The 19,045-nt window shown below is 37.8% G+C and carries 20 protein-coding genes and 1 riboswitch; of the genes, 9 read left to right on the top strand and 11 right to left on the bottom strand.

From position 1 onward, the window contains the following. Positions 1–150: 150 nt before the first annotated feature. Positions 151–1,059: a nuclease-related domain-containing protein gene (locus BMSHG_RS04715; protein WP_019153291.1), complete on the bottom strand. Its 909-nt coding sequence runs from the start codon at positions 1,057–1,059 to the stop codon at positions 151–153. A gap of 137 nt (positions 1,060–1,196) precedes the next feature. Here BMSHG_RS04715 and BMSHG_RS04710 point away from each other — a divergent pair, with 137 nt between their 5' ends. Beyond that, the gene (locus BMSHG_RS04710; protein WP_019153290.1) at positions 1,197–2,675 is read left to right on the top strand and encodes an alpha-amylase family glycosyl hydrolase; all 1,479 of its coding nucleotides are present in this window, start codon (positions 1,197–1,199) and stop codon (positions 2,673–2,675) included. Between the two features lie 44 nt (positions 2,676–2,719). On the opposite strand, the gene BMSHG_RS04705 is transcribed toward BMSHG_RS04710, so the two are convergent. From BMSHG_RS04705 to BMSHG_RS04685, 4 genes are all read right to left on the bottom strand, one after another. Beyond that, positions 2,720–3,163: a flavodoxin domain-containing protein gene (locus BMSHG_RS04705; protein ID WP_019153289.1), complete on the bottom strand. Its 444-nt coding sequence runs from the start codon at positions 3,161–3,163 to the stop codon at positions 2,720–2,722. Further along, complete coding sequence (locus tag BMSHG_RS04700; protein WP_019153288.1) at positions 3,160–4,200, bottom strand: ribonucleotide-diphosphate reductase subunit beta; 1,041 nt, start codon at positions 4,198–4,200, stop codon at positions 3,160–3,162. The genes BMSHG_RS04705 and BMSHG_RS04700 overlap by 4 nt, the downstream gene beginning before the upstream one ends. A 63-nt stretch (positions 4,201–4,263) precedes the next feature. Continuing rightward, entirely contained in the window at positions 4,264–6,543 is a 2,280-nt protein-coding gene (locus BMSHG_RS04695) for a ribonucleoside-diphosphate reductase subunit alpha (RefSeq protein WP_019153287.1), read from the bottom strand. Between the two features lie 163 nt (positions 6,544–6,706). Then, a riboswitch (cobalamin riboswitch) is annotated at positions 6,707–6,885 on the bottom strand. 85 nt (positions 6,886–6,970) lie between these two features. Continuing rightward, a complete protein-coding gene (locus BMSHG_RS04685) occupies positions 6,971–7,462 on the bottom strand; it encodes a YajQ family cyclic di-GMP-binding protein (protein ID WP_019153285.1) in 492 nt (163 codons plus the stop codon). Between the two features lie 126 nt (positions 7,463–7,588). Here BMSHG_RS04685 and BMSHG_RS04680 point away from each other — a divergent pair, with 126 nt between their 5' ends. Continuing rightward, the gene (locus BMSHG_RS04680) at positions 7,589–8,467 is read left to right on the top strand and encodes a CvfB family protein (protein WP_019153284.1); all 879 of its coding nucleotides are present in this window, start codon (positions 7,589–7,591) and stop codon (positions 8,465–8,467) included. A gap of 233 nt (positions 8,468–8,700) precedes the next feature. Here the strand turns inward: BMSHG_RS04680 and BMSHG_RS27365 are convergent, their stop codons facing one another. After that, a complete protein-coding gene (locus BMSHG_RS27365) occupies positions 8,701–8,832 on the bottom strand; it encodes a DUF3941 domain-containing protein (RefSeq protein ID WP_019153283.1) in 132 nt (43 codons plus the stop codon). Positions 8,833–8,915: 83 nt separating this feature from the next. After that, the gene (locus BMSHG_RS04670; RefSeq protein ID WP_019153282.1) at positions 8,916–9,776 is read right to left on the bottom strand and encodes a DegV family protein; all 861 of its coding nucleotides are present in this window, start codon (positions 9,774–9,776) and stop codon (positions 8,916–8,918) included. A 157-nt stretch (positions 9,777–9,933) separates the two neighbouring features. On the opposite strand from BMSHG_RS04670, the gene BMSHG_RS04665 reads away from it, so the two are divergent. Then, complete coding sequence (locus BMSHG_RS04665; RefSeq protein WP_019153281.1) at positions 9,934–10,767, top strand: YitT family protein; 834 nt, start codon at positions 9,934–9,936, stop codon at positions 10,765–10,767. A 95-nt stretch (positions 10,768–10,862) separates the two neighbouring features. Further along, a complete protein-coding gene (locus tag BMSHG_RS04660; RefSeq protein ID WP_019153280.1) occupies positions 10,863–11,234 on the top strand; it encodes a hypothetical protein in 372 nt (123 codons plus the stop codon). Positions 11,235–11,264: 30 nt separating this feature from the next. Here the strand turns inward: BMSHG_RS04660 and BMSHG_RS04655 are convergent, their stop codons facing one another. From BMSHG_RS04655 to BMSHG_RS04645, 3 genes are all read right to left on the bottom strand, one after another. Next, positions 11,265–11,450 carry a DUF3813 domain-containing protein gene (locus BMSHG_RS04655; RefSeq protein ID WP_019153279.1) on the bottom strand — a complete coding sequence of 62 codons (186 nt, stop codon included), beginning with the start codon at positions 11,448–11,450 and terminating at the stop codon, positions 11,265–11,267. Continuing rightward, a complete protein-coding gene (locus tag BMSHG_RS28655) occupies positions 11,451–11,603 on the bottom strand; it encodes a hypothetical protein (protein ID WP_019153278.1) in 153 nt (50 codons plus the stop codon). A gap of 148 nt (positions 11,604–11,751) precedes the next feature. Beyond that, positions 11,752–12,570 (bottom strand): Cof-type HAD-IIB family hydrolase, encoded by an 819-nt coding sequence (locus BMSHG_RS04645; protein ID WP_019153277.1) that lies wholly within the window; start codon positions 12,568–12,570, stop codon positions 11,752–11,754. A 293-nt stretch (positions 12,571–12,863) separates the two neighbouring features. On the opposite strand from BMSHG_RS04645, the gene BMSHG_RS04640 reads away from it, so the two are divergent. The 3 genes from BMSHG_RS04640 to BMSHG_RS04630 all read left to right on the top strand — a co-directional run bounded on the left by BMSHG_RS04640 (position 12,864) and on the right by BMSHG_RS04630 (position 15,662). Beyond that, entirely contained in the window at positions 12,864–13,661 is a 798-nt protein-coding gene (locus tag BMSHG_RS04640; protein WP_019153276.1) for an alpha/beta fold hydrolase, read from the top strand. Between the two features lie 101 nt (positions 13,662–13,762). After that, a complete protein-coding gene (locus BMSHG_RS04635; protein ID WP_019153275.1) occupies positions 13,763–14,071 on the top strand; it encodes a metal-sulfur cluster assembly factor in 309 nt (102 codons plus the stop codon). 469 nt (positions 14,072–14,540) lie between these two features. Continuing rightward, positions 14,541–15,662, top strand: coding sequence for a TIGR04053 family radical SAM/SPASM domain-containing protein (locus BMSHG_RS04630; protein WP_019153274.1), 1,122 nt, complete (start codon positions 14,541–14,543; stop codon positions 15,660–15,662). Positions 15,663–15,680: 18 nt separating this feature from the next. On the opposite strand, the gene BMSHG_RS04625 is transcribed toward BMSHG_RS04630, so the two are convergent. Further along, positions 15,681–16,379, bottom strand: coding sequence for a Crp/Fnr family transcriptional regulator (locus tag BMSHG_RS04625; RefSeq protein ID WP_019153273.1), 699 nt, complete (start codon positions 16,377–16,379; stop codon positions 15,681–15,683). Positions 16,380–16,757: 378 nt separating this feature from the next. On the opposite strand from BMSHG_RS04625, the gene moaA reads away from it, so the two are divergent. After that, positions 16,758–17,774: a GTP 3',8-cyclase MoaA gene (gene moaA, locus BMSHG_RS04620; RefSeq protein ID WP_026073327.1), complete on the top strand. Its 1,017-nt coding sequence runs from the start codon at positions 16,758–16,760 to the stop codon at positions 17,772–17,774. Between the two features lie 153 nt (positions 17,775–17,927). Further along, complete coding sequence (locus tag BMSHG_RS04615) at positions 17,928–18,890, top strand: methyl-accepting chemotaxis protein (protein WP_019153271.1); 963 nt, start codon at positions 17,928–17,930, stop codon at positions 18,888–18,890. The last annotated feature ends 155 nt before the right edge of the window (positions 18,891–19,045 follow it).

The following is a 19,045-nucleotide window of genomic DNA, read 5'->3' as shown; positions in this document are numbered from 1 at the left end:
GACAAGAGAAGAGCAGTTTGAAAGAGAAAGTATGTTACATGAAACCCGATTTGTTTTTCCAGAAAAAAAGTATCCTCATTAAAATAAATTCTCCGTTACAGCAGAAAGAATGCCCCCAGCTAGAATTACCGAGGGCGGTTCCTGAAAAAATCAAACATAATATGAATATTTTCCATGACCTTTTCGTTCAAAGTTCTCACTAAGAACCTTTTGTACTTGTCGCTTACTCAATATCGGGCTACACCAATCAAATAGCGCATTTGTCGTCACTTTTCTTTCTGGAAAGAGTATTTGAAATTCTCGTAAACTCCGTAAAGCCGCAGAATCTAATTGTTCTACATGAAGGCAGTGTTGACATGTTAATTTTCCAAAATGAGATTTCGATTTTAAAAATGACCCACAGCTAGAACATATAATCCCTCTAGTTAGATCGGAGTACTCATATTTCGGAATATAAGCATTTGGGTAACTGGGGAGATTTGCCGTCAAAATCATATCAGCTAGCTTTTTATGACTGCTATTCAGTACGGATTTAACGGACTTCAGCTTTTTCATAAAATACTGTAACTGGGTTGGGAGAATAATGGTTGGATTTCGTGGAGCTCCATAAAGAGTAAAGTGGGGATGATTAAAAACAAGATAAGCCTTAATGGGAAAATGCAGCCCTTTATCCTGCAAAAATCTACTTAGAAGGGATTCGCATCGTTGCAGCTGATGAAGCGGATTTTTTAAGACGGTACCATTGCTATATTTCCAAAGCTCTCCGTCGATGGACATATCACCTTCGTAATATTTTACATCGAAAAGGTACAAGCCTTCTTGGGAAATGCCTAAGGTATCAATTTGAAAAAGGGAATTATTGTGTTCGAGCAAAAGGCCATTTAAAAAGAGCCAGTCTTCTGTAAAAGTTTCTAGTAATTCATCAAACTTTTTCTCGCCTTCAAAACCTTTTTCGAGATTTTCATAGTAATGGTGGTCTTTCTCTACTAACTGTTTCCGTGGAGATAAACATCGAAGAATTAATAACTCGGGGGATTCGATACGGGGCTTTAGGATCAATCGCTCACAACCTTTCTATATTATTCGCTTCTATCGTAGCATATTTTAGTAGGTGAATAAAGTTGACGGGCAACTAGACTTAACGATAATCTTATAAACGGGGGATATAAAACCGAAAATGCTAGGAGGAACGGTGAGTGAAAAAGTCTATTTTATTCATTTTGATCCCGTTACTTCTTTTTTGTGGACTACCAGTAGGGGCAGTAGAAAAAGAAGAGCACAGTTTTCAGGATGAATCTATTTATTACATAACGATTGATCGTTTTAATAATAGTGATTTTTCGATCGATTTTGATGTCGATGCCAATGATCCAAATCGCTATCATGGCGGTGATTTCCAAGGAATTATGGACCGCCTTGATTATATAAAAGAAATGGGCTTTACGACGATTGGCCTCTCTTCTATTTTTGACAATGAAGATGATGGATATCATGGCTATTGGACGAAAGACTTTTACAAGACAGAGGAACATTTTGGCTCCATTGAAACATTTAAAGAGCTTGTACAAAAAGCTCATGAGCTCGATTTGAAAATGATCATTGATTTCAATGTGAATCATGTTGGGCCGAATCACGCTTGGTTAACAGAAGTGGATAAAAAGGACTGGTTTCTTCCAGAAATGGTGAATGGGCTGCCAACTTTAGATCAGGAGAATCCAGAAGTAAAAAAATACTTTGTAGACGTAGCAAAATGGTGGATCGATGAAACCAATATTGATGGCTATCGCCTTGAGTCCGTAGAGCATGTGCCAGTTGATTTTTGGAAAGAGTTTTCCCAGAAAACGAGAGACGTGAAAGAAGATTTCTTTTTACTAGGGGACATTCAGACAGAGGATCCTGCTGTTGTAAAACAATATCAGGAGACAGGGATTAATGGCTTCGTAGATTATATTTCGAATGAAGAGCTAAGAAATGGATTTTCCCAGCCTGACCAAACTTTGCAACCGATTATTGAGCTGGCAGAGCAAAATCAAGAACTTTATGAAAATCCGTATTTGCTGACTACATTTATGGACAATCCCCATACACATCGATTTACAAGGGATTCGGTGGTGCTAAATGAACATCCTGGTCCAAGGTGGAAAATGGCATTAACTTACTTATATACAACTCCTGGAATTCCTTTTGTTTATTATGGAAGTGAAATTGCCTTAGACGGCGGGGAAGAACCTGATAATCAAAGGCAGATGGATTTTCGTACGGAAAAGGAATTAGTTGATTATATTGCAAGTATCGCAAAAATTCGTCATGACGTTCCAGCGTTAACGAAAGGCAGTATGGACGTACTGTATGAACAAGATGGAATGATGGTGTATAAGCGTGAGTACGAAGGGGAAACATCGGTCATTGCCATCAATAACACAAGTAAAACGCAATCTGTCACGTTGACTGAGCAACTAGAGGGTGAACAAGAACTTCGCGGTCTCTTGAATGGAGATTTGGTTAAAAGTAAGGATGGAAGTTATCAGATTATCATTGATCGAGATTTAGCTGAAATTTATGTGCTTGCAGATAATTCAGGACTTAACTATCCATTTATAGGTGCTACCGCTGGTGTTGTTGTCCTGTTTATCATTTTTCTTATGATGGTCAAAAAAAGGGCACGAAAACAATAAATGAAATGGAGAAAAACAATCCCGTTTTTCTCCATTTTTATGTTTTAAACTGGAACACCTAATCGCTCAACGATTCGTTCAACGAAAACGCCTATTTTTTCCATATCGACATTTTGAGGTGAGAGTTCAATTTTTAACGTAACAGCAAGATTGGTTGTATACTTTAAGCTGTCGCGAAAGGCATCAACTGCCCCACAAAACTTAGGATAAAAACGATCTCCAGTACCGAACACCCCAGTCACGAGATTTTTCCGTGAATTTCCCGCAAGCTCGTGCAAAAGTGGCAGCATTTCTAGCGGCACTTCGCCGTCACCCCAAGTATAAGTCCCGATTAGAAGACCATCAAAGTTCAAGATGGAATGTATTGGGAATTCTTCGACTCGATAACAATTAACGTCAAGTCCTTTTCTTTTAAAATGTTCCAGCAGCAATTGAGCGAGTTCCTCCGTATTTCCTGAGATAGAGCTATAAACGATTGCTAGTTTCATAGCTCATCAAAGCCATTCGATTCAGTGACTTTCGTATAAGTCCTTGATTTTTGTTCAAAGAAATCAGACTTCGTTTCGTTCATCATTTCATCACTAAAGACATGAATCCATGGCATTGGATTATCTCTGCCTTCGTAGTGATTCTCTAAACCTAATTGTCTAAACCGTTTATTAGCTAAGTATTCAACATAGCCCTCGAATTCTTCTAAGCTAATCCCATCAATCTCATGTAAAATATGTCTTGCCCATTCCTTTTCTAACTCAACTGCTGTTGAAATTGAATCATAAACATATTGAATATTTTCCTCCGTGTTGAGCTCTGGATTTTCGGTAAGTAAAATCCGGATGAATTGGGCGATGAAGTAGGCATGTTGCATTTCATCCCTTTGGATATAGCTGATCATCGTACTAGTTTTCAACATTTTTTGCTGCCTTGCAAGATGATAGAAAAAGGCAAACCCTGCGTAAAAATAGATTCCTTCCAAATTAATCGATTGAACCGCCAATTGAAAGAGATTCTGCGGAGTAGGTTCGTTGCGAAAGTTCTCATAAGCGATTAAAATGATTTCATTTCGCTTGCGAACAATTGGGTCATCCTTTGCTTGATTGAAGCGTTCAATTTGCTCACTTAAAGGAATTAAGGAGCTTAAAATATACGAATATGATTCATTATGAACTGCCTCCTGTTGGGCAATGACAGCGAAAATCGCTTTAAAGCTCGGATCGGTCACATAATCCATCACTTGAGTCATCGTTGGTGTTTGCAGGCTATCCAGGGATGCTAACTGAGTGTTAACGCGCAAAAATATATCCCTTTCGACTAAACTTAAATGATCCCATTGCTTAATATCATCCTGCATATTGATTTCTTGGGCCTTCCAGAAGTTCGCTAACAAAGTTTGATACATGCGGTACATTTGTGGATAGGCAATATCATTCCAGTTTAATATTCCAGATGCCTTCCCGTTAATAATCCCTGTCGATTTGTTTGGAAACTCAGGATTTAATAATTTGATTTTTTTTAATGTATGATTCAAAAAAGAGGACTCCCTTCCATGCTGTTTTTAAATTCCTCTCTAGCTTTCGGTTCCACTCTAAGTTTAGCTATGGCATGCTTCACATTCTTCAATCTCGGTTTGTGATGTGCTGCGCACGTAATAGGTTGTTTTGACACCATTTTTCCATGCAGAAAGGTGTAGTGTTAAAAGTTCCTTCGCTTTAATATCGTGACGTACATATAAATTAAAGCTGATGGCTTGATCAATATGCCGTTGTCTTGCTGCGTTTTGCTTAATGCTCCATGTCTGATCCAGTTCATGCCGAACTTTACGATAGTAATAATAGGTATGATGGTTTAGATCTGGTGCTGTAACCTTAAACTTGAAATTTTTCTTTTCTTCTGCATATTCTAGGGCATATAATGGGTCGATCCCGTCTGTTGAGCCCCCAATTTTTGCGGTTGAAGAGTTAGGAGCGACAGCCATCATCCAACCATTTCTAACTCCGTATGCTTGAATGTTGTTTTGCAACTCATTCCATCTAGCAGAGGTATATCCTTTTCGAGCAAAATAGTCTCCTGTTTCCCATTCAGAGCCTTTAAATAACGAATAAGCACCTTTCTCTTTCGCCAATTCCATTGACGCTTTAATCGTGTAGAAGGCAATCTCTTCATAGATTTCATCTGCATATTGTACCGCTTGATCGGTTTCCCATTCGATCCCTTTTAAAGCGAGTAGATGATGCCAACCAAATGTTCCGAGTCCAACGGCTCGATATTTTTCATTTGTGACCTTTGCTTGTTTAACAGAAAGATCATTTATATCAATCACGTTATCTAGCATTCTCATTTGAATTGAAATCAAACGCTCAAGTACCTCAGCGCCAATGGCATTTGGCAAATGGATCGATGAGAGATTACAAACGACGAAATCTCCTGGTTTTCTGATGATCACGATATTTCCGTCTGCATCTGTAAATTCTTTTTGAATCGTTGTACTAGACATATTCTGGCTGATTTCTGTGCAAAGATTGCTACAGAAAATCGCTGTTCTTCCATGTCCTAATACATGTTTATTCGGATTTTGTCTGTTGACCTCATCGCGGTAGAACATATAAGGTGTGCCCGTTTCAAGTTGAGCAACCATGATGCGTACCATAATATCCATCGCACGGTATGTTTTTCGTGGTAGAAGAGGGTGGTTGACGGCCTCTTCATATTTTTGCGTGAAAAATGGATTATCTGTTTCGTCGTAAAAATCCTCTAGTCCGAGTGGAATGCCATTTTCGTCTTTCCAGCCCATGATTTGCTTCACTTGATGAGGACAGAATGTATGCCATTCTCCGATGCTTTTTCCGTTTTCATCAACTTCTTCAACCTTTTTCATGAAAAGATCAGGAATTGAAACGCCGGTGAAAATATCATGGGCTTTTCTGCGTTCATCGCCATTATTTGTTTTTAAATCGAGAAAACCATTCATAATATCTTTGTGGAAAATATCCAAATAGATCGCAACAGCACCTTGGCGTTGGCCTAGTTGATCGACACTAACGGCCGTATCATTAATTAAACGAATCCATGGGACGACTCCAGATGAATTCCCTTTAAATTTCTTAATATCCGATCCTAGTGCTCTCACTTTCCCATAATAGATTCCGATCCCACCACCATCTTTACTTAATCTAGCAATATCCCAATTGTTTAAATAAATCCCATCAAGTGAATCATCGACGGTGTCAATAAAACAGGAGGAAAGCTGACCAAAGCTTTTTCCGGCGTTTGAGAGGGTAGGGGTTGCAACAGTCATATATAGGTTGCTTAAAGCCCAGTACGCTTCTTTTACATAGGAAAGTCGTTTTTCCTTTCGTTCGTTTTTCATTAGAGTCATGGCAATGATCATGAACCGTTCTTGTGGAAGTTCATATACATTTTGATTATAATCCCTTGCTAAATAGCGGTCAGATAAGAGGAATAACCCCATGTATGTAAATAAGGAATCATTTTCAGCATTGATTTCCAGACCTAATTGCTCAATCTCTTTTTGATTATAGGATTCAAGGAGATCCTTTGAGTAAATGCCTATATCACTTAATTTTTGAATGAGTTGATAGAAATCACCGTATTTTTGGCTTGGGTCGTAGCCGCGAGAACTTGCTGCTTGTTCGTAAAGATCGAGCAGAAGCATTTGGGCAGCGAGAAAGGTCCAATTTGGTTCGACCATGTCGACCCGGTTTAGTGCATACTGAAGGACCATTTGTTTGAATGAAGCGTTGTCTGTTGAATATTGCTGTTGCTCGATTTCATCGATTTGAAGATTGTATTTTTTGGCCACTAAGGTCAGGGCATCCAGAACCCTTTCATTTTTTGTTACGATTGTACTCATTTTTTAAAACCTCTCCCTTTATTTTTCGAGTGAGAGGAAGGGCATTAAAAAACCCACCTTCATGAAATGAAGATGGGTTAAAACGCATGATTTTTAAGACGAAAGAGGCTGCCTCTTTTTGCTTAAACACCTTCGTTTTACCTTCCCAACTCCCGAAGAAGATAATGACGCGATAAAAAAGGCAGGTCTCCTGACTCGTGCTTCTTCCTACTTTAAGGCCTTCCCATCTAAAAGATAGTGGTTTTCCTTATTTCGTCGCACTTACAGTTGCGGGTACAGTTCTGGACTTACACCAGATTCCCTTTTACGTCTATTTTAGACACCTTATTTATTGGTTGATACTATATGTTGTGTTATACGTTAAATTCACTCACTATATATGTAAGTTTGTTTCATTATAAGTCATCTTTTTTTAAATGACAACTATTTAACGATAATTGACAAATTGAACATCTATCGATAAATCGGCTTCTCTCACAGCGGCAATAATCGCTTGTAGGTCGTCACGACTTTTCGCTGTAACACGGACTTGATCATCCTGTACTTGGCTTTTTACCTTTAAACCACTGTTTTTAATGAGGGTATTGATTTTTTTAGCATTGTCTTTATCTATTCCTTGTACAAGCTTGGCTCTTTGGCGAACCGTTCCACCAGAAGCACCTTCAATTTTTCCATAATCAAGATTTTTAATCGGTATCCCTCTTTTGATCATTTTGCTAAGCAAAACATCTTTAAGCTGATCCATCTTGTATTCATCATCAGAAACAAGCACAAGCTCTTCATTATCAAGCGTTACTTTGCTTTTACTGCCTTTAAAATCATATCGGGTCGAAATTTCTTTCATTGTGATATTAATTGCATTCGTTACTTCGGAAAAATCTACTTTTGAAACAATGTCAAATGAGCTATCCTTTGCCATTATGAGCCCTCCTATAATTACGTGTATAATTTCCCTTCTTGGCACCATTATAGTAAAATATAGCAGTTCAAACAACTTTAGGAAAGACTACTTTCGTATGAAGTGTAAAATAGAGGAGTGTATGTAATGGCTTTAAATGATTACGTTGGACAGCTTGTAACTTTAACGGTGGCAAGATATGCCCAATACGGATATTTTTTAACTGATGGTGAAGAGGATGTTCTTTTACATGAAAATGACACAGATCTTGAACTGAGAGAGGGAGACGAGGTAGAGGTTTTCTTATATGCGGACTCTCATGGTCGGGCAGCGGCGACGACGGCGATTCCGGAAATTCGAGTAGGTGAGTATGGCTGGGCACAGGTGAGTGATACAAAGCCAGGACTCGGAGTATTTTTGAATATCGGCATCAACAAAGATATGCTTTTAGGGGAAGAAGACTTGCCAACGAAGAGAACTGTGTGGCCAGCTGTAGGGGATTTACTCTATATTACTTTACGTGTGAATCGTAATAATCGAATTTACGTTAAACTTGCAACCGATCCGATTATTGATGAAAAAAGGATTCAGGCAACACGTGCTGATTTTAATAAAAATATTCAAGGTCATATTTATCGTACGGCGAAGGTGGGAAGCTGGATTTTTACCGCTGAAGGCTTTAAAGGCTTTATTCATGAGTCACAGCGCAGTTCTGAACCACGTCTTGGTGAAAAAGTAGATGGTCGGATTATCGATGTGAAAGAGGATGGAACAATTAATGTTTCTTTAACGCCTCGTAAGCAGGAAGCGCTGGGGGAAGATGCTGAGAAAATTTATTCTTATCTACAGTCAAGAAATGGTGCGATGCCATATGGCGACAAGAGCATGCCAGAGGATATTGAGGAACGTTTCGGCTTAAGTAAAGGTGCTTTTAAAAGAGCGCTTGGAAAGCTGATGAAAGACGGGCTTGTGTATCAAGAGGATGGCTGGACCTATGAGAAGAAGGAAGAGAGCAATAAAGAGTAACGGCTTCGATTTTCGCCGATATCTGAAAAAAGCTGCACCTCAACTATTTTGAGGGCAGCTTTTTTACTTAAGGCTGTTTTCGTATAGGTTGTGGTTTTTCGTGAAACCCAGAAGCCGGTTTTTACCCCTTTATCACTGTTACTGCTATACATTAAATGTGCGACGGCACTTTTCGTCTCCTCTTTATGAACTTTTTATTTTCCAAAAGCAGCAATGTTTGCGAAAAGAGCTTCTTAAAGATGGTCTGTTTTTTTTGAATATTGCCTTTTACCGGCTTTACGATTCTTTTCTCTCATCATATTTTTCTCATGGCGCAAGGCGTTGTTATCCTGCGCTTTCTTATCGTTATCAGAAGTATGAGGCATGACAAAAAATACTCCTTTCCATTAAAGAGTTATTTTATTTTCTGTCATTTGAAAAAGAGTATGTAATTCAAAATTTGCCAGTTTTAAGCTGGTAACTCGTTAAGGAAAAAGAAAGCGATCGTGCCTGGTCCAGTATGCGAACCAACAGACGCACCGATTTCAGTAATGACTACATCTTTAACATTTAACTCTGTCTTAATTTGTTCCTTCATTTCAAGGGCTAAATCAAGACTATCTGCATGACTAATCCCAACAATTTGCTTTTCAAACTGTTGGCCCCGCTCTTTCATTACTTCAATAATTCTACGAAGAAGCTTCTTCTGTCCACGATGTTTTTCGATTGGCACAAGTTTGCCGTTTTCCATATTTAATAAAGGTTTAATGTTTAAAAGTCCACCCAAAAATGCAGAGCCTTTGGAAAGTCTGCCGCCTTTGGCTAAATGATTGAGATCATCTACGGTAAATAAATGTTCCATATGCTCGCAACGGAATGTAACATCTTTTTCGATTGCTTCTAAGGAGGCACCACTAGCAGCAAGTTTTTGCGCTTCCATGACAACCAATCCACATCCTAAAGATGCACATTTTGAATCTATAATCGTTAAGTTAAAGTCGGGGAATTCTTCTTTCACCTGATTGCGAATCATAACGGCTGTTTGGTAAGTACCAGATAGCTGAGATGAAAAGGCGATATAGATCCCTTCTTCTTTGTTCTTTGCCATTTCTTTAAAATATTCCTCAAATTTTAAAGGGGAGACTTGAGAAGTCTTTGGCATTTCCCCTGAGCGAATTGCCTTATATACGGTCGAAGGATCGATCGTAAGTAAATCTTCATACTCCTGTTCACCTAAGTGCACTCCAAGAGGAAAAAGAGTGACGCCATTTTCTTCGTAAAAACTTAATGGCAAATCACAAGCACTGTCAGCTAAGATTTTTACTGACATAGACCACACCTGCTTTCAAGTCATTTCTTTTAGTTTATAGAATTTAAAAGAAAAACTCAATCAATACTAGTAAAATGGGTCGACGAAAAGGTTTGGTTAAAGAAATTAGGGAAATGAAATAATAGAAGTATACGTTCGACAAATAATGAAAAGGGAGATGATCATCCTGCTTCATGCGAAAAAAATTATCGTCGTTATTATCGGGGCCTTATTAAATGCGATTGCGATGAACTTATTTTTAATTCCTGCAAATGTGTATGCAAGTGGCTTCACTGGTACAGCACAGTTACTCTCAAGTATATTTGGTGGCAATATATCGACCGGAATTCTGTTATTTCTATTAAACGTACCTGTCACTCTTTTAGGTTGGCTAAAGGTGGGGAAATCCTTTACACTATATAGTTTTATTAGTGTCGCGTTAATGTCTATATTTTTAGAAATAATTCCAATTTATCAGCTCTCCTCAGATATTCTTTTAAATGCTGTTTTTGGAGGTGTTATATCCGCAGTAGGAATCGGTTTTACGTTGAAATGGGGCGCCTCTACCGGTGGTTTAGATATTATCGCCATGGTTCTTTCTAGAATGAATGACCGCCCTGTTGGAACTTATTTTTTCACCTTAAATGGATTAATTATTGTTACTGCAGGTTTTTTATACGGTTGGGAAAAGGCTTTGTATACACTTGTCACACTTTATGCTTCTACGAGAGTCATTGACGCCATTCATACAAGGCATGAAAAGCTAACTGCCATGATTGTAACAAAGAAATCTGAGGAGCTAACAAAAGCAATTCATTCGAGAATGGTTAGAGGAATTACCATGATTCCGGCAAAAGGAGCTTTCACGAAAGAAGAGAAGGACATGATCATCATCGTCATCACGCGATATGAGTTATTTGAACTAGAGCAAATCATTAAAGAAGTCGATCCACATGCCTTCACCAATATTGTACAAACAACGGGTATTTTTGGATTCTTTCGCAGAGATTAAATACGAATGAAAAAGGAAAACGGCTTGTATATTTTTATAAATGCATTGATTGTGTTTTTTTCGTAAAAGACCAAATATGAATAGGAGGACATGCGATGCTAAAAAAAATAGCTTATTTATTCTTCATTCCTTTTTTAGTGAATTTCGTATCAGGGGATGTGCAGGAGGCATCTGAAAAAAGTATTTTTCAAAATGTGCAGGTAAAAGGGGAAGGAGGAAGCTATACAGTTACAGGAGAGGCAAATACGAAGGAAGGGCAGATTTTTTATACTGTTGAAGATGGACATTACCAATACATAACCGAAACCGTACTGTCGTTATCGAAAAAATCAGCTCAGTTTCAAATTAACATCAAACTTCCGCCAGAGAAGCTTCCTGAAAATGCTACTCTCATCCTTCATTTATATGAAAAAGATGACAATGGAAGAATTCTTCATTCCTATCCTGTCGTTTTGGAACAAAAATAAGAAAGCTGGCGCTAGGGCCAGCTTTTTATTTTATGTTAATTGATCAAGCTCATTTTGCAGTTGACTTAATTGTCGTTGTTCAGCCATAGTCGAATTGGCAAATGCAGAAGAAATGGCATTTCTAGCACGATCTATAGCCGTATATTGTCCACTACCAGTCGCGTTTTTAGCAAGGTCTACTGCATTTCTTGCTTCAATAAAAAGACGATTTGCCATTTAAATTCCTCCTAATGAGGAGTCTTTTACATTTGCCATCTTCTGAGCCTCTGCCTCTGCATAGGTGGTGTGATAAGGAATGCGTTCATCATGCTTCGAAACAGCGTCAACTCCACGTTGTACAAAACGTCTCGATTTGCTACTTCTACCCATTGCAATCCCTCCAGCCTTTGAGCTTGTGAAACAGCACGTCTTGAAAGTTCAAGTCATTGCTGCCTCAGTCATTAGTATGCTCCAACTCTTGCTTGATACAAGGGGAACATTCTGGTTAATCTAACCGTTTTTTGGTTTAGCACTTTACCTATAGTGCTTTCAGATTTAAAAGGTCATTTAAATAAACGGCAACTCCGTCTTCTTCATTCGTTAAAGTCGTATCATTCGCAATATTTTTCAATTGGTCAATGGCATTGCCCATGGCGACTCCGCGGCCGGCATATTCAATCATTTCAAAATCGTTATCTTCATCCCCAAATGCGATGATTCGCTCCTTTGGAATGTTCATATAATCGGACACCTTTTGTATTCCGATTGCTTTATTTAAACCATGGCGAACAATTTCAATCACATGCCATGGAGCGGCCCAGCTTCGGTGGTCAATAAACTCAGCGTGAACATCGGAAAGGTGAGAACGTATTGTTTTTAATTGCTCTTCTTCAGTATGGATAAGCATACTTGTAGGGGAATCCGTTAAAAATTCACGGAGATCACCCGTTGTAACCGATGGATTTCCCATTGAAAATACATCCAGAAGTCGTTCATCATGATAATGGAAATAGACTTGATCAATGACCTCAGCAACGATATTGTGGAACTCGTGCTGATAACAAACATCTACTACATCTTTAGCCACGTTGATATCGAGTGGATTATGGTACACTCCCCAATTTTTTGAAAGTGGATGATGAACAAATGCTCCATTAAAATTTACGATCGGTGTATTTAAATTTAGTTCATGGTAGTACATTTCACTAGAACGGAATGGTCTGCCTGTTGCAATCATCACGACATGGCCATCTTCTTTAGCTTTCGTAATCACTTTTTTCGTTGCCTCAGATAAGGTCTTTTCATCTGTTAACAAAGTGCCATCTAGATCTAATGCGATTAAATGTTTTTCAGCCATAAAATGTCTCCTTCATACTGATGTTGTATTTGTACACATAATTGCCAATTCGTACTCTTAGTGTAAAGCTTTAGGAATTTCTAAGTCTACATGATACACTGAAAATATAGGAAAACTTTACAAAAATCATTGAGGCTTGATTAACACAGCATTCGATTGGAATGTTTGGTTTCCCATAAATGTTTAAAAACTGACATGTGCCTTACGAAAATGTTTAAAGAATAGTATTTATAGGTTACCAATTTTCGCTATACTTTGTAAACGAATTAGATTTTGTTTGGAGGGACCCTGCTTTGATTATGATTGAGAATCAAACCATCGGAGAAATACCATTATTGCATATCGTGGACCAAGAGAAAAATAATGATTCTCTTCCGTTTGTTCTGTTTGTACATGGATTTGAAAGCGTCAAAGAGAATAATTTGCATTACGCCTATTACCTAGCAAGGAAGGGATTTCGAGTCATACTACCTGAATCGATCTACCATGGTGAAAGGCAAGCCGGATTAAATTCTTTGGAAATGAATGTGAAATTTTGGGAGATTGTTACGAAAACGATAGATGAGCTTCAGGTAATAAAAGAGTATTATGAAAGTAAAGATAAAATTATTCCTGAGCAAATTGGTTTGGCAGGGACATCAATGGGTGCTATTGTCACTTTAGGAGCATTGACCCAATATCCGTGGATTAAGGCGGCTGTGAGTTTAATGGGGATGCCCTATTACGAAAAGTTTTCCCAATATCAATTGCAACAATTGAAAGAAAAAGGGGTTGAACTTCCTTTTTCAGATGAAGAAAAAGAAGCGATTTTCGAGCATTTAAGAAAGTATGATCTGAGCATTCATACGCAAGCACTGAATGGGAGACCATTACTTTTTTGGCATGGAATGAAAGACCCCGTCATTCCTTATACGTATACATACCAATTTTATGAAAGCATCAAACCTCTTTATAAGAATAGTCCAGAAAAGCTCCACTTCATCACAGATGAAAAGGCAGATCATAAAGTAAGCCGAGATGGAGTGCTTAAGCTCGTCGATTGGTTTGAACGGTATGTAAAGGATGAAGCGATGATGAAAATCACTACATGATTAAAATAAATGAGTAGAATAAGGTTATCGTTTGAAAACGATGAATTCTTTGTCTAAGATGAAAGATAGAGGAACAAAATAGGAATGAGGGAGTGAGCGAAATGGATCAAGAGTTAAAAGATAGCATGATGGGTGCACTAGAGCTTGTTGTGGACCCAGAGCTTGGAATAGATGTTGTAAATTTAGGTTTAGTATATGATGTAGAATTAACTGAAGAGGGACTCGCAACCGTGACAATGACTCTAACTTCAATGGGCTGCCCATTAGCTGGAACAATCGTTGACCAAGTGAAAGCGGCTCTAGCTGAAATCCCAGAAGTCAAAGAAACAGAAGTCAATATCGTCTGGAATCCACCGTGGTCAAAAGAAAGAATGTCAAGATACGCAAAAATCGCATTAGGAATTCGCTAAAACATAGCAAAATGAAAGCAGGGGAAACCTTGCTTTCATTTTTTTTATCATTGTCTGGGAATTTACAAAATCCCTTAACTTCATGCTCGTATACAGCAGTATCAGTATGAAAAATAACAGGAAAATTTCCGCTTAATGAGCAAGCATCATGAAAAAGAGGCGATATAACAGGAAAATTTCCTGCTATTCACTGAAAAAATGCCAAAATAAACGATTTTACCTTCCATAAGCGGAAAATCTTCCGTTATTTCGCCTAAAAGGGACTCCATCGAGGAGGTAACAGGAAAAATTCCGCTTAAGGCTGAGAGATGGTTGGAGCAGAGATTAGACACATCGGATGCTCCCTACTTTTTTCTTATTTGTGATCTCCTTCACTTTTTTATTCTTTCAGACAGATTATACTGTTCGTAAAGGGCTAGACAAAAAGAGAAATAAAAGCCTATTGAATTTGGAAGGGAGTCGTTTGTAAGTGACATTTACTAGAGACTTTCATAAAGACCCGTTTATCGTCATTTGGGAACTAACGAGGGCATGTCAATTAAAATGTTTACACTGTCGGGCAGAAGCGCAATATAAAAGAGATCCACGTGAACTTACATTTGAGCAAGGGAAAACGTTAATTGATCAAATATATGAAATGAATAATCCAATGCTCGTTTTTACGGGTGGAGATCCATTAATGCGTCCAGATGTATTTGATATTGCTGAGTATGCGGTGAAAAAAGGTGTTCGTGTATCGATGACTCCAAGTGCTACCCCGAATGTGACGAAAGAAGCGATTGAAAAAGCGAAAGAAGTAGGGTTATCACGCTGGGCATTTAGTTTGGATGGACATAATGCAAAAATTCATGATCATTTTAGAGGGACAGAGGGTTCCTTTGATTTAACAATGGAAAGAATTAAATATTTGCACGAACTGGAAATTCCAATTCAAATCAACACGGTAATTTCACGTTATAATGTCGAATACTTAAATGAGATGGCCCAGTTGATCGAAGAACTAGATTGCGTTTTATGGAGTGTCTTTTTCCTTGTACCAACTGGTAGGGGACAAGAAAGCGACATGATTTCACCAGTTGAACATGAAAAGGTATTTCTCTGGCTTCACGATTTAAGCAAACGGGTAAAATTTGATATTAAAACGACCGCTGCACAGCATTATCGCAGAGTTTTCATTCAACAAAAGATGCGAGAAGCAAAAGGGCAAGCAGAAGATATTCGATATTTAGATGCTTTGACCGAGCAAGGTTTAACAGGCTCGATTGATGGATTAGGAAGAGCACCAAAAGGAGTCAATGATGGCAATGGTTTTGTCTTTATTTCACATATTGGTGATGTTTACCCGAGCGGACTATTACCAATTAAGGCAGGAAATGTGAAAGAACAGCCGTTATCAGAAATATACCGAGAGTCTCCGATCTTCAAAGACCTAAGAAATCCTGATAAGTACAAAGGTAAATGTGGAGTTTGTGAATTTAGATATGTATGTGGTGGTTCTCGTTCACGTGCTTACGCAATGACTGGAGACTATTTAGAGAGTGAGCCATTCTGTGTTTATATCCCGAAAGCATTAAGACTAAAACAAAAATAGAGTGAGGCTAAGCTCACTCTATTCGATATTGCAATAGATGACAGGGCAATCTTCGCAACCAATTTCGTCTTTTAAGTATTGCAAATCATGGATGAGAATTTTCCCTTTTTGCACAGAAATAATCTCTTCTTTTTTTAGATCGTTTAAGATGCGATTTGTGCTTTCACGAGATGTACCACAGAAGTTGGCAAGTTCTTGATTTGTTAACGGTAAGTCGATCAATATCCCATCTGATAAATGAACTCCGTAACTGTTTGTCATTCGAATAAGAGTTGAAAAAAGGGCTCCTTTTTTTCCGTTAAGCACAAGATCACGAAATTTCGTTTGTGTTTTTCTAGAGTGATCACTCATCCATTTCATGAATTCAAAAGCGAGTGGACCATTTTGTAACATTTCTTTTTCGAGGGTATCCTTCTTAATGGCCACAATCTCTGCATCCTCGATGACAAGAGCGTTCAACATGTATTTTGCGGAGTTTGTAAACAGTGATAGCTCACCACAAATGTCATTGGCTCCACATATACGTAAGGATAATTCCCGTCCGTCTGCAGAAATTTTACTAATTTGAACTTTGCCAGAATGAATAATGTAAATTTCATTGGCCACCATTCCTTCTTGATACAAATACATCCCTTTTTCTATTTGAAAACGTCTGTCGGCGAAAGTAAGCATTTCTTTTAATTCTACAGAATGCGTTGCTTTTAATTGGTTAGTCATTTGACTCGCCCCTTTATTTCAATATAAATGTGCGATAATCGATATAGAAACAATCCTTTGTCCCATAAGGATGCCCCATATATATAGGAGTGTCAATCGAATCACATAATATTTAACAATATGTTCACGTTTTAAATAGTGGAAATTAAAAACCAGCTTTCTAACTATGGGATATTTATGCATAAAAGGAAGTAAAGTGTTAAAATAGGAATAACTAACAAGTTGATGACAAGTTTATGACAATAAGTTAATTTAGCACTATAAATTTAGGTTTTATGATGTAATAGCAATAGGAAGCGTTTCTTAGTGAGAAAGGTAACAGTAATCGAATTAAGCAATTGTTAATATAATAGAAAAACACTCTATATTATGGAGTTGATGGGATTGGCGAAGGTGAAAGATAAACTAAATAGACCATTGAGAGATTTGCGAATTTCTGTAATAGATCGATGTAATTTCCGCTGCCAGTATTGTATGCCAGCTGAAATCTACGGTCCAGATTTTGCGTTTTTACCTAAGAGTGAATTATTGTCTTACGAGGAAATTGAAAGACTAGCTAAGCTTTTTGTAGAATTAGGTGTCGAGAAAATTCGTTTAACAGGGGGGGAACCTTTGTTACGAAAGGATCTTCCGTACTTAATCGAGTTGCTATCTAAAATAGAAAACTTAAAGGACATTGGACTTACCACAAATGGAGTTCTATTACCTAAATATGCAAAGGAATTAAAGGCAGCTGGACTAAAACGTGTAAATATTAGCTTAGATAGTTTGAAAGATGAGTTATTCGGCCAAATCAATGGGCGAAATGTAGGAGTAGGGCCAATTCTAAAAGGGATAAAGGCTGCACAAGAAGCAGGACTAGGCGTGAAAATAAATATGGTCGTGAAAAAAGGCTTGAATGATTCAGAAATCATCCCAATGGCCCAATATTGTAAGGATAATGGCTTGCAGTTACGCTATATTGAATTCATGGATGTAGGTAGTTCCAATGGTTGGAAAATGGATGATGTCGTTACAAAAAAAGAAATTTATACCATTCTGAAAGAACATTACTCATTAGAACCAGTTGATCCAGACTATTATGGGGAAGTCGCGAAGCGTTATCGCTACGAGGGAACAGATATTGACGTTGGCTTTATCACCTCAGTATCAGAGTCATTTTGTTCAAGTTGCACACGCTCAAGACTTTCAGCAGATGGGAAAATCTATACATGTTTATTTAATGGAAATGGCCATGATTTAAGAGATTTTATGCGCACTGGTGTTGATAATAAACAACTAGCCGAGCGAATTTGTGAAATTTGGAATGGAAGAGATGATCGTTACTCTGATTTGAGAACAGCAGAAACAGTTGCCAATCGTAAAAAAATCGAAATGTCTTATATAGGCGGATAAAAGCGCTGGCTCAAAAAGTCTGAAAGTAGACTTTTTGCAGTCAGCTTTTTGTTTTCTTATAACGGAAACTATGTGACTTATATCACTAAAGTGAACTTCATAATATGACAAGATTGAATGAAAGAGCTAATGAAAGGTATGGGGGAAGGAAAGATGTTTAAAAATCGCCAGGTGAAGAAATTACGAATTGAGAATCAACAACTGATGAGTGAAATAAATCATTTGAAAAAAGAAGTAGTTGAGAAGGAAGAAGCGATAGCATTATTTATGAGCGAGCTTCAAAATGAATTGGTTACTACAATCGAACAGCATGGATCGGTGAATGATCAACACGGTATGCTTGGAAAGTTAGTGGAACAAATTAAAGAGCATTTTGAAACGGTAAGTGAGTTAGTAAATGGCTCGAGACAGTGCGCCAATCAATTAAATGAAACGGGAATGGAATTACATGAATCCGCCGATGTTCTCATGGCAAAAGGAGATGAAGGTCAAAGCATCGTCAAAGATTTAGAAGGACTTATGCAAAATCTTGGCGGGGAAATTAAAACAAATATGGATTCTATTTTAACGGTTGGAGAGCGCTCCAAAGAGATTGATGACATCGTTTTTTTAATAAAAGGAATTGCAGAACAAACGAATCTACTAGCTTTAAATGCATCGATTGAAGCGGCACGGGCAGGTGAATATGGAAAAGGATTTGCTGTTGTGGCTGAGGAAGTGAGAAAATTAGCAGAAGAAACGTCAGCAAGTTCACATAATATTATGGAACTAACAAAAAGTTTTCAAGCTGATATTGGCAGGGCCGTAAAAAATACAAAAGAATGTTTTGAACTTGTCCACACTGGTATTGCCTTAAGTGAAAGGACAACTGAAAAAATGAATGAAGTGACACAAATTATTGGAGACGTAAAAGCAAAAGTGAATAATGCAAGTGCGATTATAGTAAGGCAAAATACTTATTGTGAAAATACGTTAAATGAAGTCAACTTAACCAGTCGAATTTTTGATGAAATAGAAGGGCTAATTGTGAAGCATATCGAAGATGCGCAAGTAGTCGATGATAAGCTGGCAAACGGAGTGAGTCAGTTGAAAAATCAGGGAATGATACAAGCATAGGGATGACAAATTTACTAACGTGAGAATAATGAAAACTAGAACATCACAATATTGTGATATTTGTCCTGTAGAACATATTTATGTACGCTTATAATAGAGTATATACAGTTATCGATGTTTCTCATAGGTTAACTGTGTCAAAATGAAATTAACGT

It is taken from the genome of Robertmurraya massiliosenegalensis JC6 (genome assembly GCF_000311725.1).
Classification (GTDB): domain Bacteria; phylum Bacillota; class Bacilli; order Bacillales; family Cytobacillaceae; genus Robertmurraya; species Robertmurraya massiliosenegalensis.
This window is presented reverse-complemented; position numbering and strand designations above follow the sequence as displayed.

Bases quoted from the DNA above. Each gene is read 5' to 3' on its own strand.
- BMSHG_RS04705 (WP_019153289.1), bottom strand. From the start codon at position 3,163: ATGAAACTAGCAATCGTTTATAGCTCTATCTCAGGAAATACGGAGGAA.
- BMSHG_RS04695 (WP_019153287.1), bottom strand. From the start codon at position 6,543: ATGAGTACAATCGTAACAAAAAATGAAAGGGTTCTGGATGCCCTGACC.
- BMSHG_RS04685 (WP_019153285.1), bottom strand. From the start codon at position 7,462: ATGGCAAAGGATAGCTCATTTGACATTGTTTCAAAAGTAGATTTTTCC.
- BMSHG_RS04680 (WP_019153284.1), top strand. From the start codon at position 7,589: ATGGCTTTAAATGATTACGTTGGACAGCTTGTAACTTTAACGGTGGCA.
- BMSHG_RS27365 (WP_019153283.1), bottom strand. From the start codon at position 8,832: ATGCCTCATACTTCTGATAACGATAAGAAAGCGCAGGATAACAACGCC.
- BMSHG_RS04670 (WP_019153282.1), bottom strand. From the start codon at position 9,776: ATGTCAGTAAAAATCTTAGCTGACAGTGCTTGTGATTTGCCATTAAGT.
- BMSHG_RS04665 (WP_019153281.1), top strand. From the start codon at position 9,934: ATGATCATCCTGCTTCATGCGAAAAAAATTATCGTCGTTATTATCGGG.
- BMSHG_RS04660 (WP_019153280.1), top strand. From the start codon at position 10,863: ATGCTAAAAAAAATAGCTTATTTATTCTTCATTCCTTTTTTAGTGAAT.
- BMSHG_RS04655 (WP_019153279.1), bottom strand. From the start codon at position 11,450: ATGGCAAATCGTCTTTTTATTGAAGCAAGAAATGCAGTAGACCTTGCT.
- BMSHG_RS28655 (WP_019153278.1), bottom strand. From the start codon at position 11,603: ATGGGTAGAAGTAGCAAATCGAGACGTTTTGTACAACGTGGAGTTGAC.
- BMSHG_RS04645 (WP_019153277.1), bottom strand. From the start codon at position 12,570: ATGGCTGAAAAACATTTAATCGCATTAGATCTAGATGGCACTTTGTTA.
- BMSHG_RS04635 (WP_019153275.1), top strand. From the start codon at position 13,763: ATGGATCAAGAGTTAAAAGATAGCATGATGGGTGCACTAGAGCTTGTT.
- BMSHG_RS04625 (WP_019153273.1), bottom strand. From the start codon at position 16,379: ATGACTAACCAATTAAAAGCAACGCATTCTGTAGAATTAAAAGAAATG.
- moaA (WP_026073327.1), top strand. From the start codon at position 16,758: ATGGGATTGGCGAAGGTGAAAGATAAACTAAATAGACCATTGAGAGAT.
- BMSHG_RS04615 (WP_019153271.1), top strand. From the start codon at position 17,928: ATGTTTAAAAATCGCCAGGTGAAGAAATTACGAATTGAGAATCAACAA.